The sequence below is a fragment of the Mycobacterium sp. MMS18-G62 genome (assembly GCF_053877835.1).
Genome location: NZ_CM132662.1, coordinates 2,394,222 through 2,409,529 on the forward strand (window position 1 = coordinate 2,394,222; position 15,308 = coordinate 2,409,529).

Annotated in this window: 16 protein-coding genes; 7 read left to right on the top strand and 9 right to left on the bottom strand. The window is 66.9% G+C overall.

The genetic code is table 11. The features are described from left to right. Positions 1–34 precede the first annotated feature (34 nt). Entirely contained in the window at positions 35–1,459 is a 1,425-nt protein-coding gene (locus tag ACWW36_RS11925) for an FAD-dependent monooxygenase (RefSeq protein WP_456141736.1), read from the top strand. Here the strand turns inward: ACWW36_RS11925 and ACWW36_RS11930 are convergent. After that, entirely contained in the window at positions 1,424–1,888 is a 465-nt protein-coding gene (locus ACWW36_RS11930; RefSeq protein ID WP_456141737.1) for a DUF1707 domain-containing protein, read from the bottom strand. The two genes, ACWW36_RS11925 and ACWW36_RS11930, sit on opposite strands and share 36 nt — an antisense overlap. Before the next feature lie 92 nt (positions 1,889–1,980). Between ACWW36_RS11930 and ACWW36_RS11935 the strand changes: the two genes are divergently transcribed. Continuing rightward, positions 1,981–2,424 (top strand): SRPBCC family protein, encoded by a 444-nt coding sequence (locus tag ACWW36_RS11935; RefSeq protein WP_456141738.1) that lies wholly within the window; start codon positions 1,981–1,983, stop codon positions 2,422–2,424. Between the two features lie 81 nt (positions 2,425–2,505). Here the strand turns inward: ACWW36_RS11935 and ACWW36_RS11940 are convergent, their stop codons facing one another. From ACWW36_RS11940 to ACWW36_RS11960, 5 genes are read right to left on the bottom strand one after another with little or no spacing between them, the layout of a single operon-like run. Beyond that, positions 2,506–4,707 carry an AAA family ATPase gene (locus ACWW36_RS11940; protein WP_456141739.1) on the bottom strand — a complete coding sequence of 734 codons (2,202 nt, stop codon included), beginning with the start codon at positions 4,705–4,707 and terminating at the stop codon, positions 2,506–2,508. Position 4,708: 1 nt separating this feature from the next. Then, a complete protein-coding gene (pssA, locus tag ACWW36_RS11945) occupies positions 4,709–5,560 on the bottom strand; it encodes a CDP-diacylglycerol--serine O-phosphatidyltransferase (RefSeq protein WP_456141740.1) in 852 nt (283 codons plus the stop codon). Further along, entirely contained in the window at positions 5,557–6,255 is a 699-nt protein-coding gene (locus tag ACWW36_RS11950) for a phosphatidylserine decarboxylase (protein ID WP_456141741.1), read from the bottom strand. The genes pssA and ACWW36_RS11950 overlap by 4 nt, the downstream gene beginning before the upstream one ends. A gap of 22 nt (positions 6,256–6,277) precedes the next feature. Further along, the gene (gene moeA / locus ACWW36_RS11955) at positions 6,278–7,507 is read right to left on the bottom strand and encodes a molybdopterin molybdotransferase MoeA (protein ID WP_456141742.1); all 1,230 of its coding nucleotides are present in this window, start codon (positions 7,505–7,507) and stop codon (positions 6,278–6,280) included. Further along, complete coding sequence (locus ACWW36_RS11960; RefSeq protein WP_456141743.1) at positions 7,507–8,418, bottom strand: SDR family NAD(P)-dependent oxidoreductase; 912 nt, start codon at positions 8,416–8,418, stop codon at positions 7,507–7,509. The genes moeA and ACWW36_RS11960 overlap by 1 nt, the downstream gene beginning before the upstream one ends. Before the next feature lie 41 nt (positions 8,419–8,459). Here ACWW36_RS11960 and ACWW36_RS11965 point away from each other — a divergent pair, with 41 nt between their 5' ends. Genes ACWW36_RS11965 through ACWW36_RS11980 form a run of 4 tightly spaced genes read left to right on the top strand, consistent with a single transcriptional unit; the run spans position 8,460 to position 11,735 of the window. Continuing rightward, positions 8,460–8,942, top strand: a complete 483-nt coding sequence (locus tag ACWW36_RS11965; protein ID WP_456141744.1) for a PH domain-containing protein — start codon at positions 8,460–8,462, stop codon at positions 8,940–8,942. A gap of 32 nt (positions 8,943–8,974) precedes the next feature. Beyond that, positions 8,975–10,399 carry a PH domain-containing protein gene (locus ACWW36_RS11970; protein ID WP_456142457.1) on the top strand — a complete coding sequence of 475 codons (1,425 nt, stop codon included), beginning with the start codon at positions 8,975–8,977 and terminating at the stop codon, positions 10,397–10,399. Continuing rightward, the gene (locus tag ACWW36_RS11975) at positions 10,396–10,875 is read left to right on the top strand and encodes a VOC family protein (protein ID WP_456141745.1); all 480 of its coding nucleotides are present in this window, start codon (positions 10,396–10,398) and stop codon (positions 10,873–10,875) included. Before ACWW36_RS11970 ends, ACWW36_RS11975 begins: the two co-directional genes overlap by 4 nt. Before the next feature lie 44 nt (positions 10,876–10,919). After that, positions 10,920–11,735: an HAD-IIA family hydrolase gene (locus ACWW36_RS11980; RefSeq protein ID WP_456141746.1), complete on the top strand. Its 816-nt coding sequence runs from the start codon at positions 10,920–10,922 to the stop codon at positions 11,733–11,735. On the opposite strand, the gene ACWW36_RS11985 is transcribed toward ACWW36_RS11980, so the two are convergent. Then, positions 11,730–12,455, bottom strand: coding sequence for a Type 1 glutamine amidotransferase-like domain-containing protein (locus ACWW36_RS11985; protein WP_456141747.1), 726 nt, complete (start codon positions 12,453–12,455; stop codon positions 11,730–11,732). The genes ACWW36_RS11980 and ACWW36_RS11985 overlap by 6 nt on opposite strands. A 68-nt stretch (positions 12,456–12,523) precedes the next feature. On the opposite strand from ACWW36_RS11985, the gene ACWW36_RS11990 reads away from it, so the two are divergent. Next, complete coding sequence (locus ACWW36_RS11990) at positions 12,524–13,006, top strand: SRPBCC family protein (protein WP_456141748.1); 483 nt, start codon at positions 12,524–12,526, stop codon at positions 13,004–13,006. Here ACWW36_RS11990 and ACWW36_RS11995 read toward each other — a convergent pair. Continuing rightward, on the bottom strand, positions 12,995–14,683 hold the full coding sequence (locus tag ACWW36_RS11995; protein ID WP_456141749.1) for a DEAD/DEAH box helicase: 1,689 nt from the start codon (positions 14,681–14,683) through the stop codon (positions 12,995–12,997). The genes ACWW36_RS11990 and ACWW36_RS11995 overlap by 12 nt on opposite strands. 80 nt (positions 14,684–14,763) lie before the next feature. After that, positions 14,764–15,261, bottom strand: coding sequence for a cupin domain-containing protein (locus ACWW36_RS12000; RefSeq protein WP_456141750.1), 498 nt, complete (start codon positions 15,259–15,261; stop codon positions 14,764–14,766). Positions 15,262–15,308 lie beyond the last annotated feature (47 nt).

Here is a 15,308-nt window from a genome sequence, read left to right on the forward strand (position 1 = left end):
TCTACGTGGGCGGATGCAGCTACCATCCGGCGTCGTGGGCACATCCGAGGTTGTCGTGGTCGGCGCAGGCCCGACCGGTCTGATGCTGGCGTGTGAGCTTGCGTTGGGTGGGGCGAAGGTGCGGCTGCTCGAACAACGCACCGACATGCCGAACATCACCAGGGCGTTCGCTGTCCACGCGCGCACGCTCGAGCTGCTCGATGCACGTGGCCTGGCCGACGAGTTGATACCCCGCGGACTCGTGGTGCCCCAGATCGCACCACCGGGCGGCACCACGCTGGACCTGACCGAACTGCACAGCCGATTCGGGATGGTGCTGATGGTTCCGCAAAGTGGGACCGAGCGTCTGCTGCAGACGCGAGCCGGGGAGGTTGGCGTCGAGATCGTGCACGGCGCCGAAGTCGTCGGGCTGACACAGGACGACAACGGCGTGACGATGGAGTGCGCAGGCGGTGACTCGGTTCGCACGGACTATGTAGTGGGCTGCGACGGCGCGCACAGTGCCGTGCGAACACTGCTCGGCATCGACTTCGTCGGCAAGCAATACCAGACCCATATCCTGCTGGCCGACGTCCACTTGGCGTCGCCGCCGCAAGACGGTCTGTTCGCAAAGGCCAGTCCCGAGGGCGTGGTGCTCTTCGTGCCCTTCGGCGACGGCAAGTTTCGTGCGATCGCATGGGACCGGCTGCGCGAACAGGCCCCGCTCAGCGAGCCGGTGACGCTGGACGAGATTCGCAGTGCGTTCGACCGCATCGCGGGCGACGACTTCGGGATGACCGAAATGAGCTGGAGTTCACGATTTCTCAGTGAGCGACGGCAGGCCCGTCATTATCGTCGCGGCCGGGTGTTCTTGGCCGGCGACGCCGCCCACGTGCATTCGCCACTTGGCGGCCAGGGCATGAACACCGGCCTCGGCGACGCGATGAACCTGGGCTGGAAGCTGGCCGCCGCCGTGCGCGGCACCGCGCCGCCCTGGCTGCTGGATACGTACGAAAGAGAGCGCCATCCCGTCGGCGCAATGGTGTTGAGAATGACGGACGCGTTCAACCAGATCGTGCTCGACCGCTCCGCGGTGCGGCGGGCGGTGCGCAGCTTCGCGCTCGGAACGATCCTGCGGATTCCGCGCACGCGGCGGATGGTGGCCGAACGGCTCAGCGGTATCGGGATCGCCTATCCACATTCGCGTGACGAGGATTGGATGGTCGGTCGCCGGATGCCGGATATCGAATGCGACGGGAAGCGGGTCTACGAACTGCTGCGCGCAGGGAAGTTCGTGTTGGTGACGGCGGTGCCGGTGCAGCTGGATCGGCCGGACATCGTGCATGCCGTCGACGCCCATCCCGAGTTGCCGGACGCCGTGCTGGTTCGTCCCGACGGCTATGTCGCGTGGGCGAGCGAACGCATGCCCGACGCGAAGCAGATTTCAGCGGCGATCAACCACTGGAGCCCCGTGGCATAGCGGCGGCATCGCGAACCGGATCGGCAGTGCGTGGCCGATCACGCCGATGCCCGCGCCGAGGATCGGCCAGATCGGCCAGAAGTACCAGGCGCCGGCGGTGAGGCCGACGGCCAGCCACACCGCGAGCACGATGACGACCATCGCCAGATATCCGGCGAGGTGGATCTGGACACCGAGGCGGGCGGCCCGTCGGCGGGCCGCCTGGCGTTGCGGGTCGTTGCGCCGCAGCTGGGCGAGCGGCAGGTCGGCGACGAGTTGGCGCAGTTCGGTGATGGTGTTGGCGGCGAATGCGGCCTGCAGCCGCTTCTCGTACTCGTCCATCGCGAGGTATCCCTGCGCCAATGCTTGGCCGAGTTGGCTCGCGGTCTTCTCGCGTTCGCGGTCGCCGGCTCGAATAGAAGGTGCGGCTGGTGCGGTTGCGACGCTCATGGTGTCTCCCGAGGTGCATCTTGACAGTGACTAGTTCTAGGTTGACTATGCACCCTCAACTTGTCACTGTCAAGATGTTGTTGAATCGGATCATGACCCCCAAAGTTGTCAGCGCGAGCCGGGAGATCGCCGCGCCGGCGGACCGGATCTTCGAACTGATCGCAGACCCGTCGCAGCAGCCGCGATGGGACGGCAACGACAACCTCGCCGAAGCAGGTCCCGACCAACGTGTGCACGCGGTCGGTGACGTGTTCACCATGACGCTCACCATGGGCGCCGTGCGTGAGAACCATGTCGTCGAATTCGACGAGGGCCGGCTCATCGCATGGCGGCCGTCGGAGCAGGGGAAGAAGCCGCCGGGTCACCTGTGGCGTTGGGAGCTCGAGCCCGTCGACGACGCGCGCACGCTCGTCACGCACACCTACGACTGGACGCAGCTGACCGACGAGAAGCGCATGGTCCGCGCTCGGGACACGACCGCGGACCGGCTTCAGGCGTCGCTCGACAGACTCGCTGAGCTTGCCGAGGAGGGCTGATCAGTGGCCGGCCGCGAGACTGCACTTATTGCGAGAAAGTGCGAGTGAGCCCCGCGACAACTGCAGTTTCGCGGCAGGTCCTCAGTGGCCGGCGGAGAACGCCCGCAGCGAATCGACCTGAACCGGGTCCAGCGAAGGGCGCACGGCTTCTCGCGCCTTGGCGACGTCGGCAGCGGTCACGTCGGCCGCGTCGATAGAGCGCCGCATCGCTGTCAGCGCCGCCTCGCGCAGCAGTGCCACGCAGTCGGCCGCGCTGTAGCCGTCGAGATCGGCGGCCAGTGCGTCGAGGTCGACGTCGTCGCTGAGCGGGACGGATTTGCCTGCGGTGCGCAGGATTTCGCGACGGGCTTCGGCGTCGGGTGGTTCGATGAACACCAGCTTCTCCAGCCGCCCTGGACGCAGCAGGGCCGGATCGATCAGGTCAGGGCGGTTCGTCGCGCCGACCACCACGACGTCGCGCAGCGGCTCGATGCCGTCGAGTTCGGTGAGCAGCGCCGCCACGACGCGGTCGGTGACCCCCGAGTCGAAGCTCTGCCCACGCCGAGGCGCCAGCGCGTCGATCTCGTCGAGGAACACCAGCGACGGCGCGGAGTCGCGGGCGCGCCGAAACAGTTCGCGCACAGCCTTTTCCGACGCGCCCACCCATTTGTCCATCAGCTCTGCGCCCTTGACCGCATGCACCGACAATCGGCCCGAACTCGCGAGTGCCCGCACAACGAACGTCTTGCCGCAACCCGGCGGGCCGTACAACAACACACCGTGCGGTGGGGCGACACCGAGACGCTGGAACGTGTCGGGGTGTTGCAGCGGCCACAGCACCGCTTCGGTGAGCGCTTGTTTGGTGGCGGCCATATCGCCGACGTCGTCGAGCGTGACCGAACCGACCGACACTTCTTCAGTCGCCGACCGCGACAGCGGGCGAATGACGGTGGTGGCTCCGAGCAGATCGTCTTGTCTCAGCACTGGGGGCTTGCCGTCCGAACTGGCCCGGGCTGCGGCCCGCAGCGCGGCTTCACGAACGAGCGCGGACAGATCAGCGACGACGAAGCCCGGTGTGCGCTCGGCGATTTCGTCGAGGTTCAGGGTTTCGGTGGGGACACCGCGCAGCAACACTTCGAGCAGCTGTCTGCGGACCCCGCCGTCGGGCAGGCTCAGGCCGAGTTCGCGATCGCACAGGTCGGGTGCGCGCAGCCGCGGGTCCAGGGCGTCGGGCTGCTGAGAGGTCGCGACGAACGCCACTCCCGGGGTGGCGACGGCATTGCGCAGTTCGGTGAGGATCAACGTCGCTACGGGGTCGGCCGCCGACGGCAGCAGTGCGTCGATGTCGGTGATCAGCAGCACGCCGCCCCCGTCACGCACCTCCGCCACTGCTGACGACACGCGTTTCAATCGGTCCTCTGGGTGCAACGCGCCGACCTCGGGACCGTCGAGCTCGACCAGCCGCCGGTTGGCGCACACTGCACGCACGAGGGCGGCCTTGCCGACGCCGGCGGGGCCGGACACCACGACGCCGAGATTTGGTTTGGCGCCGAGCTTTTCGAGCAGTTCGGGCTGGTCGAGCGAAAGCTTGAGCCATTCGGTGAGGCGGCTCGCCTGGGCATGCGAGCCCTTGAGGTCGTCGATGTCGACCGTGGCCGTCGGCTTGGCGGGCGTGGTCACCGTATGTTGCCCGATCGCGGCCTCCGCGGTCACAGCCAGCCCGTCGCCCCAGCTGACAACCGAATTCGGTTGCACGCTAACAGGTCCTGCAGGGTCGACGCCCGTCACCGTCAGCAATTCGGAGGTCCATGTGATTCCGACCGACGACGCCAGCGCAGCCGTCGCGGCCGACGTCGGGATGTCGGGTCCGAGCTCGCGCGGCAGCAGCGAGACCGTGTCGCCCACCGTCATCACCTTGCCCAGCAGGGCCTGTCGCAGCGTGGCCGACGAGATCGACTGCGTGGCAAGCTGCGACCCCGACACCATCACCGATCGTGCGCCGTACACGGTCACCGGCGCGACGATGACGGTCGTGTCCTCACGAAGACCGGCGTTGGACAACGTCACATCGTCGAGCAGAGCGGTTCCGGCCGGTGTGCCCGCGGGCGCCACACCCGCGACGGCGGCCGTGGTTCGCGAGCCGGTCAGCGATACCGCATCCCACTCCCGGATCCCAAGCGCCGCAATGGCTTCCGGATGCAGCCGGACGACGCCACGGCGGGAGTCCAGTGCAGAGGTGTTCAGCCTCGCGGTCAACCGGAGATGGCTCAGAGGTGGATCGTCCGCGACGTCGGTTTGCGTCACGTCAGCCGCCGGGTCTGCGCAGGCCCAGCCGCATCATCGACCGGCGGTGCGGATGGGCACGGCGGATCGCCCGGCGCGCTGCCCGCTGCTGTCGCGGTTTGTCGCCCCACACCTCGGGATGCGCCGCCAGGAATCGCCTTGTGCGGATGGCGAACGGGATGTGGATGACATAGGCGGCGATGATCAGCAGGATGACCACGTACCCGTACAGGATCGATGCAGCGACCCCGATGGCCAGCAGCGCCAGCAGCGGCGCGACCATGTTGGGCGACACCGAGAACGTGTGAATCTTGCGCATCGGGATGGTGCTGACCACCAGCAGCGAGACGCCGATCATCCAAATCACCACTGCGGGTTCCGACGTCCACCACCCGTCGCCGAACTGCATCTTGGCCGCCAGCGGTCCGATCGCGCCGATCGCGCCCGCCGGAGCAGGCATCCCGACGAAGTACTCCTTTTCATAGGCGGGCCTGTCCATGTCGAGCATCGCGTTGAACCGCGCCAGCCGTAACACGATGCACACCGCGTAGAGCAGCACCACGATCCAGCCGATGCGCGAATGCGACAACAGTGTTGCGTAGACGATGAAAGCCGGTGCGACACCGAAGTTCACGGCATCGGCCAGCGAGTCGATCTCCTCGCCCATGCGGGAGGTCGCCTTCAGAATGCGGGCAATGCGTCCGTCGAGAGCGTCGAGTATCGCGGCGACGGCCAGAAACGCCATCGCTTCGGTCGGGCGGTTGTCCAGCGCCATCTTCACCGCGGATAGGCCGAGGCAGATGGCGGCCACCGTCATGGCGCTGGGCAGAATGCGCAGGCTGACGACCGACGGCTTGACGCGGGGTTTGATCACGGCAACTCGGCCAATACGGTTTCGCCCGCCAGTGCACGCTGCCCCGTGGTGACCAAGAGGTTCGACCCCGCAGGCAGGTAGGTGTCGAGCCGCGAGCCGTAGCGGATCAGGCCGTACGTGTCGCCGATTGACACCTTGTCGCCGGCCTTGACGTCGCACACGATTCGACGCGCGACCAGCCCGGCGATCTGCACGGCGATCACGTCGACGCCGTCGGGTGTGCGGATCAGCACGCTGTTGCGTTCGTTGTCCTCGCTGGCCGCCTCGAGTTCGGCCGAGCCGAACAGCCCGGGGCGGTGCGCGACGGCGACCACTTCGCCGCTGACGGGTGCGCGCTGCACATGTGCGTCGAAAATCGACAAGAAGATGCTGATGCGCGGCAACGGCGTTGCGGGCAAGCCAAGTTCGGCAGGCGGCAGCGCTTCTTCGATGAGGCAGATGAGTCCGTCGGCCGGCGCGACCACGAGACCAGGGCGAGTGGGTGGCACCCGCGGCGGATGACGGAAGAACGCCGCGTTCGCAGCGGCAGACGCCAGGCCTGCCCCGCGCAGCCAGCGGTTCTTCCGGCCAAGCGCCGCGACCGCGAGGCTTGCCCCGACGAAGGGTAGCCCCGCGGAGTGCATCGGCGGAATAGTGGTGCGGACCAGCGCCAAGAGTCGCGCGGGGCCTGTTTGGAGGTCGGGGCGTCTGGCCATCGTGCAGCGATTCTACGGGCGCTCAGCCAGCAGACAGGTCCCACACCTGCACCGGGGACCCGGCGGTCAACTCCGCGACCTCCTCGTCGATCTCCAGCAGGCAGTTGGCCGAGGCGAGCCAGCGCAGATGGTGCGATGCGGGCGGACCGTAACTGGTGACCGTGTTGTTGGCTACGTCGAGCACGCCGCGGCGGAACTGCCTCTTGCCGCGCGGGGAGGTGAGGTCATCGGTCAGCACGGCCGTGCGGCGGGCCCGCTCAGGATTCGGCAGTCCCATCGCCGCGCGCAACGGCCCGCGGATGAACACCTCGAACGACACCAGGGCGCTCACCGGGTTGCCGGGAAGGGTGATGATCGGCGTGCCATCCACCGAGCCCGCACCCTGCGGCATGCCGGGCTGCATCGCCACCTTCACGAAATCCACCTCACCGCTTCCGCCCGATGTCGCCGGCCCTCCGGCTCCGAGGGCGTCCTTGACGACCTCGTACGCGCCCGCGCTGACACCCCCGGTCGTGATGATCAGATCCGCCTCGCCGGTGTACCGGTCAAGCGCTTCCCGGAACGCGTCGACGTCGTCGCCGGCCATCGGTGAAGCCACCACATGTGCACCGGCGTCGCGAACCGCGGCCGCCAGCATCACCGCGTTCGACTCATAGATCTGACCCGGCTGCAGTGGCGTACCCGGGGCCACCAGCTCCGAGCCCGTCGACATCACCAGCACACGTTGACGGGGCACCACGGTCAGCTCGCCGAGTCCGAGGGCAGCAGCGAGGCCGAGTGCTGCCGGTGTGACAACCTGCCCGGCGCGCAACACCGTGGTGCCTGCCGTGACGTCCTCGCCCGCACGGCGAATGTGCTGCCCGGGTTTGGCGCTCGCGCGGATGGAGACGGTGTCGGTCGCACCGTCGGTGGCTTCTACCGGAATGACGGCGGTGGCGCCGGCAGGCAGCGGCGCGCCGGTCATAATCCGGTGTGCCGTACCGGGTTTCAGCGTCAGCGGGTCGGTGCGTCCAGCCGGGATGTCCTCGGCGACCGGCAACACGACTGGCTCATCGGGTGTTGCGCCGGCGATGTCGTCGGCAACGACGGCGTACCCGTCCATCGCCGAGTTGTCGAACCCCGGCAACGACAGCGGCGCGACGACATCGTCGGCCAGCACCAAGCCAAGCGTGTCGGCCAGCTGCTGCGCGACCGGCGCGCGGTGGGTGATCAGACCGGCGACGACGCGCCGGTGCTCCTCGACGGATCGCATCAGACGGGATACGTCACGCCGGTGAGCTCCTCGGATACCGTCCACAGCCGGCGCTGGAGGTCCTCGTTGTGCGATTGTGCGCTGGAGCCAACGACTTTCGGATGGCCACGCGATTCGCCGATCCCGTCCGGTCCGTAGTACTGGCCGCCTTGTGCACTGGGGTCGGTGGCGGCGCGGAGGGTCGGCAGCGCGCCCATCTCGGCGGACTGGGTGAAGGGCCGCCAGAAGAAGTCCGGGATGAAACCGGGCAGATGTCGCATGAGCTCGGTGTCCGAGAAACCGGGGTGGGCGGCGAGCGCGACGGTCGGCGTCCCCTTCGCGGTGAGCCGACGCTGCAGCTCGTAGGTGAACAACAGGTTGGCCAGCTTGGACTGACCGTAGGCCTCGACGCGGTTGTACTTGCGCTCCAACTGCAGGTCCTCGAAATGGATCCGGGCCATGATCTTGTGGCCCACGCTGCTGATCGTCACCACCCGCGACCCTTCGACCGGCAGCAGGTTGTCGAGCAGTTGACCCGTCAGCGCGAAGTGGCCGAGGTGGTTGGTGCCGAACTGCATCTCGAAGCCGTCTTTGGTCGTTTCGCGCGTCGGCACGTACATCACACCCGCGTTGTTGATCAGCAAGTCGATGCGCGGGTAGGCGGCCCGTAGTTCGTCGGCGGCCTTGCGAACGCTGTCCAACGACGTCAGGTCGAGCTCCTGCAAGGAGACGACGGCGTTGGGGCTCTTCGCCTTGATGCGGTTGGCGGCCTCGTTGCCCTTGTCGAGATTGCGCACGGCCAGCACGACGTGTGCGCCCTTGTCGGCGAGCACGGTCGCGGTGTCGAATCCCAGGCCGGAATTTGCGCCGGTGACGATGGCGACCTTGTCGGATTGATCCGGCACGTCGGCCGCGGTCCATTTGGCACTCATGGGTTCAACATACTCAGCGTGTTTTGCGCCATGCTCGAAACATGAATCTCGTTGATCCGGCCTATCCGCCGAGCCGAAAGGCCCCGCTGGTGTGGGCGCTTGGGGCCGCGATCCCGTGGGGCTTGCTGGTGATCGGCCAGGTGGTGTGGTTCGCGATCGACCCGCGACTGATGTGGGTGCACTGGTCGGCGGCCGCGGTCACCGCGGTGGCCATCGTGGCGTTCGTGGTCGTCGTTCCACTGTGGCGCTTTTCCGTGCACCGCTGGGACATCGGCGAGCAGGCGGTCTATACGCGGACGGGTTGGCTGGTACAGGAGCGGCGGATCGCGCCGATCTCGCGGGTACAGACCGTCGACACCTACCGCGGACCGTTGGACCGCCTGTTCGGTCTGGCCAACGTCACGGTGACCACCGCGTCGTCGGCGGGTGCGGTGCGGATCGTCGCGCTGGACGCCGACGTCGCCGACCGGGTCGTCGCGCAGCTCACCGACATCGCCGCGATCGGCTCCGAGGACGCGACGTGACCGAGGACGGTTGGAGCCGGCTCAGCCCGCGAATGCTGCTCGTCCACCCCGTGCATGAGGTATTGCGTCAGATACCGGTCCTGGTCGGATCGCTGGTGCTGGGTTCGGCGACCGGCAATCAGATGTGGGCCGTTGCCGTGCTGGGTCTGACGGTCGCATTCGGCATCGCCCGGTGGTTCACCACGGCGTACCGCATCGAGCCCGACGAGGTGCAGCTGCGGGCGGGTGTGTTGCAGCGGAAGGTTCTTTCGGTGCCGCGCAACAGGATTCGATCGGTGTCCACCGATGCGCGGTTGCTGCACAGGCTGCTCGGGCTGACCGTGTTGCGGGTCAGCACCGGCAAGGCGGCCAAGGGTGACGCAGCATTCGCTCTTGACGCGGTGGAGGCCGAACAGGTGCCACGGCTGCGTGCCATTCTGCTGGCCGATTCATTGGCCGTTTCGGAGGACGACGCTCCGTCGGGTGTGCTGCTGGCCCGCTGGCAGCCGTCATGGCTGCGCTACAGTCCGCTGAGCTTCACCGGGCTGGCGATGATCTTGGGCGCGGTCGGGCTGGCGTATCAAGCGGGAGTCGGTGCGGCACTGCAGGATTCGCGCGCTGCACGATCAGGGATCGATGCGGCCGAGAGATTCGGTGTGGTGGCGAGCGCGGTCGTCGCGGCGGTGGTGGTGCTCGTCGCCTCGGTGTTGTTGTCTGTGGCCCGATCGCTGGTGACATACGGAAATCTGGTGTTGCGTCGCGATGCCGACGTCTTGCACCTCGAGCACGGACTGCTGCGGGTACGCCAGCACACCTACGACATGCGCCGGTTACGCGGGGGAACGCTGCGCGAACCGCTGCTGGTCCGAGTCTTCGGCGGCGCACGGCTGGATGCGGTGATGACAGGTGTCGGCGGCGAGGGGGAGGCGTCGCTTCTGCTGCCGCCGTGCCCACGTGCGACGGCGGAAGCCGTGCTGAGCGAGCTGATCGCCCGGCCAGACGAGGTGACAGGCCCGCTGCGCGCTCACGGGCCGGTGGCGACGCGCAGGCGGTGGACCCGAGCGTTGACATTCCCGGCCGTGGTGGCGGTGGTGCTGGGCGCGCTTTACGCCTGGATGCCTGTCTGGGTCTGGCCCGTGTGGGTGCTGTTGACGGTGTGTTGTGCGCTGCTGGCTGTCGATCGGTCGCGGGCGCTGGGGCATCGGGTCAGCGCGGAGTGGTTGGTGGCCCGCGCCGGAAGTCTTGACCGCCGCAGGGACTGCATCGCGACCGCGGGCATCATCGGGTGGACGGTGCGCCAGACTCTGCCGCAGCGCAGGGCCGGGGTGGCGACGCTGATCGCTGCCACTGCAGCCGGTGTGAAGCGGTATCAGGTGCTCGACGTTCCCGCGGAAGCGGCGTGGTCGATCGCCGCGACGGCATCTGGATGGCTAGCCGAGACCGAGTGGGCTCGGACGTGCGCCACAATCGAAGCATGATCACAGGCCTGGCACACACCGGCGTATGCGTTCCCGACTGCGAGGCTGCGGTGACGTACTACCGCGATGTGCTGGGATTCAGCGTGCTCTCGCCGCCGTATGTGATGGACGGCGAGGCAATCCGCGCCGATATGGGGCAGTTGTTGGCCGATCCGGCGATGAAGGCCGCGATCGTGGGCTTCGGCGACGACGGGGACCGCGTCCTCGAGGTGATCGAGTACCTGCGCGCCGGCGGGAGCGACGCCCGTCGGGCTGCCGGCCTGGCCGACAGTGGGCTCACGCATGTCGGACTGATTTGCGACAACCTCGACGAGACGCGGAAGTCTCTGGAAGACAAGGGAGTTCACTTCCTTGTCGACGGGACAGCCGATATCGCCGGGGTGCGCACCACGTGGTTCGCCGATCCATGGGGTGTGGTCTTCATCCTGGTAGAGAAGCGCAACCCTGACCGTCCGTACTTCGCTCAGCTGGGGTAGCCCCCCCGAGTTGCGCTGATTCGTTTGCCGTTTACTGTCGGGCCATGGCTATCGGTGGAGTGCTGTTCGACATCGATGGCGTCTTGGTGACGTCATGGAAGCCGATCCCCGGTGCCTCAAAAACATTGCGGACGCTATCTGATCACCAGATCGCATGCTCGTATCTGACGAACACCACGACGCGTACCCGCGTTCAGATCGCCGGGTTGCTCAATGAGGCGGGCATGGATGTGCGAGCCGACGAGGTGATCACGGCGGCGGTGCTGACGGCGGAGTACGTCCGCAACCGTTATCCCGACGCCCGGTGTTTTCTGGTCAACAGTGGTCAGATCGCGGAGGACATGCCAGGCATCGACATCGTCTACTCCAGCGAGTTCACCGGGCCGGCGGCGCCCGAGACTCCCGATGTCGTACTGCTTGGCGGGGCGGGGCCGGAGTACAGCCATTTGACCCTGTCGTGGGTATACGACTGGATGGCGCAGGGCGTGCCGGTGGTGGCGATGCACCGCAGTACCGCGTGGACGACCACCGACGGGCTCCGTATCGACACGGGCATGTATCTGATCGGCATGGAAGAGACGTCGGGGCGCAAGGCGACAGCCGTGGGGAAGCCGGCGCCGGAGGGTTTCCTTGCCGCCGCAAGCAGACTCGGCGTCGACCCGGACGAGATGTACATGGTCGGCGATGACCTCAACAACGACGTGCTGGCCGCGCAGGTGGTCGGAATGGTCGGGGTTCTGGTGCGCACGGGCAAGTTCCGGCAGGATACGTTGGACCGTTGGGCTGCAGACGAATTCGCGATGCAGCCTAATCACGTCATCGATTCGGTGGCCGATCTGCCGAAGTTGCTTGGGCTATAGCCGCCTGGTTTCCAACCGAACTTCCACGGCGTCGGCGCCATCGGACTCGACGAAATAGGCTGCCGCGCCGTCACGTTCGCTGACGGCTTCGGCGAACTCGGTGCCGCCGTACAGGACGCCGGCGCCGTCGTCGGTGGCGTATCCGGACGGCAGCGTGTCGTCGGCGATCAGTCGGTGAAACAAAGGCCGGCGCTGTTCCTCGGAGTCGTAATGCACGCCGTTCGAGAACGGCACCAGTGCGAGTCCGTCAGTCACCGCACGCAATTCGGGCCCGAACGAGTCGGTGGTACCACCGACATGCCAGCAGATCGATCCGGCGGAGATACCCGTCAGCACGACTCCGGCCTGCCATGCGGCATGCATCGCCGCGTCGACGCCGTGCAGCTTCCACATCGCCAACAAACCCGCGACGCTTCCGCCGAATACCCACACCACATCCTGGCCGAGCAAGTGGGCGGTGATGTCGTCGACGTTCGGCATCGGGAAGAGCGCCAGGTGCGACGGCTGAATCCCTCGCACCTGGGCGGCTTCGTAGAGGTGGTGCAGTGCCGCAGCGTCGTCGCCCAGTGCGGTCGCCACAAAGCAGACCCGCGGTGCCCGGCTGGTCACTCCGGAGAGTTCGATCGCATAGTCGGTCAAGGCGCTGAATTCCCAGCGCGTCCGTCGGCCATCCCGAATGCCTCCACTGGTCGCCAGGATGGTCGGTGCGTCGGCGGGCATGCGGCCAACGTAAACGCGATCGCGAATTCTCGCGATTACTTATTCCGTCGACGGCAGTCTCTATAGGTGTGACTGAAGAAACCTTGAGTGTCGTGACGACGATCAATGCTCCCGCCCAGGCCGTCTTCGACGTGCTGGCCGACCCGTCGACCCATGCGGCGATCGACGGCACAGGGTGGGTCAGGGAATCACTGGACGGTAAGCGCCTGACCGAAGTCGGCCAGGTTTTCCGTGTGGCGATGTACCACGACAACCACCCCAACAAGGACTACGAGATGGCGAACCGTGTCGAGGCATTCGACCCGCCACATGCCATCGCCTGGCAGCCCGGACAAGGTTCCGACGACGCCAATCTTGAGTTCGGCGGGTGGTTTTGGCGATACGACCTGAAGCCGGTCGGGCCCGCGAAGACCGAGGTCACCCTGACCTACCACTGGTCGAAAGTGCCACCGCAGACCCGTGAACACATCGGGTTCCCGCCCTTCGACGTGTCGCATCTCGACAACTCGCTAAAGAATCTGGCGGAGCTGGCTGAAGGCTCACGCCTGTAGCGTGCGCACCGCTTCGATGCGGGCCCGCAGTTGATCGGTCGTGGCCGCCGCCACCGGCGGGCCGCCGCACACCCTGCGCAGTTCATTGTGAATCCACCCGTGCGGCTTGCCTGTTCGGTGGTGGGCGATCGTCACCAGCGCGTTGAGCTCCCTGCGCAGCTCCCGCAGTTGGCCGTGCGTCGACGGCCGCGGCACCTCCCCGCCGGCCGTGCGACTGCGCCGGTCGATCTGCTCTTCTTGCCTGCGCCGCAACAGGTCTCGCATCTGCGAGGCGTCGAGCAGGCCCGGGATGCCGAGATAGTCGGCTTCCTCCTCGCTGCCCGCGGGCGTCGCGGTGCCGAACGACGACCCGTCGAAGATCACCTGATCCAATTCGGCATCGGCGCCAAGCGATTCGAAGCCGTTGTCCAGTTCACTCGGCTCGGATTTACGCCGCTCCACGTACTCGTCCTCGTCGCCCTGGGACTCCCTGTGCGGCTTGCCAAGGACGTGGTTGCGCTGGGCCTCCATCTCGCTGGCCAGCATCAGCAGGTTCGGCACCGACGGCAAGAAGATGCTCGCCGTCTCGCCAGGCCGCCGCGATCGCACAAACCGTCCAATGGCCTGGGCGAAGAACAACGGCGTCGACGCGCTCGTGGCGTACACGCCCACGGCCAGCCGGGGAACGTCGACACCCTCCGACACCATCCTCACCGCGACCAGCCATCGGCTGTCGCCCGCCGAGAACTGGCTGATGCGGTCCGAGGATCCGGGATCGTCGGACAGCACTACCGTCGGCGCCTCACCCGTGATCTTGGTGAGCAGTTCGGCATATGCGCGAGCGGCGGTTTGATCCGACGCGATGATCATTCCGCCGGCGTCGGGCACATGCTGGCGCTTCTGCTGTAACCGTGTGTCGGCGGCGGCGATGACCGCGGGCATCCACTCGCCGGCCGGATTCAACGCGGTGCGCCACGCCCTCGCGGTCTGTTCGGCATTCAGGGGCTCGCCCAGACGTGCCGCATGCTCCTCGCCCGCGCTGTCACGCCAGCGCGCCTCGCCCGAGTAGGCTAGGAACACGACGGGCCGGACGACGCCGTCGGCCAGCGCATCGGCGTAGCCGTAGACGTGGTCGGCCACCGACCGCAGCAAGCCTTCACCGTCGGGCTCGTAGGTGACGAACGGGATCGGGCTGTCGTCACTGCGAAACGGCGTGCCCGTCAACGCAAGCCGGCGCGTCGCGTCGCCGAACGCCTCGCGGATGGCCTCGCCCCAACTCTTCGCGTCGCCGCCGTGGTGAATCTCGTCGAACACGACGAGCGTGCGGTAGTTCTCGGTGCGCACCCGGTGCCGCATCGGGTGGCTCGCCACTTGCGCGTAGGTGACGACCACACCGTGATACTCCGACGACGTCTGCGCCGACGAGTTGGAGAATTTCGGATCGAGCGCGATACCAAAGCGCGCTGCGGCCTGGGCCCACTGAATTTTGAGATGTTCGGTCGGCACGACGACGGTGATCCGCTCGATGACGCCGTCGGACAGCAGCTCTCCTGCCACGCGCAGGGCAAACGCCGTCTTGCCTGAACCGGGGGTGGCGACGGTCAGAAAATCCCGCGGCTGGGCGCCAAGATACCGTACCAATGCCCGACGCTGCCAGCCTCGCAAAGCCTGGGTGTCGGGCGCTGTATAAGCCCGCACCCAAAGCTCCTCACTGATCGGACTGCAGCCTAGCGCAAGGGATTACGCGGGTGCATCTTGTTGCGCGTGTCGCGCGCGTGTCACTCGATGAAGAAGTTGTCGTTCTTGATGAACCACTCGCGGCGCTCGTCGTCGGTCATCTCGGACAGATGCGCCATACCCTCGAAGTAGTGTTCGCGCGGCGCGCCGGGAGCAAACAGCATCAAGATCGAGGTAGGCTCGTCCGCTTCGTTGCGGAAGCCATGGATGCCGCCGGGCGGCACATACAGGAAGTCGTTCGGATGGCCGTCGACCCAGTCGGTGCCGTCGTAGAGCTTGACGGTGCCGGACAGCACAAAGAACGCCTCGGACATGGCCCGGTGAAAGTGCGGTCCGGGGCCGCCGCCCTTCGGGGCGATCTCCACTCGGTACAGGCCGTAGTCGCCGTCGGTCGCCTGCTGGTTGGCGAGATAGTGGTATTTCACCAAGCCGAACGCGTCGTAGTCCGGCGGATCAGTGCCTCGCCGAAGCCGTGCACTGACCTCTGGTTCGTCTTTGGTGTATCGCGGTGGGGGATAAGGCGGCACGACGAGTGACATCGTCTCCAGCTTGCCACAGCAGCTCTGTTTCGCCGCGCTCTCGACAG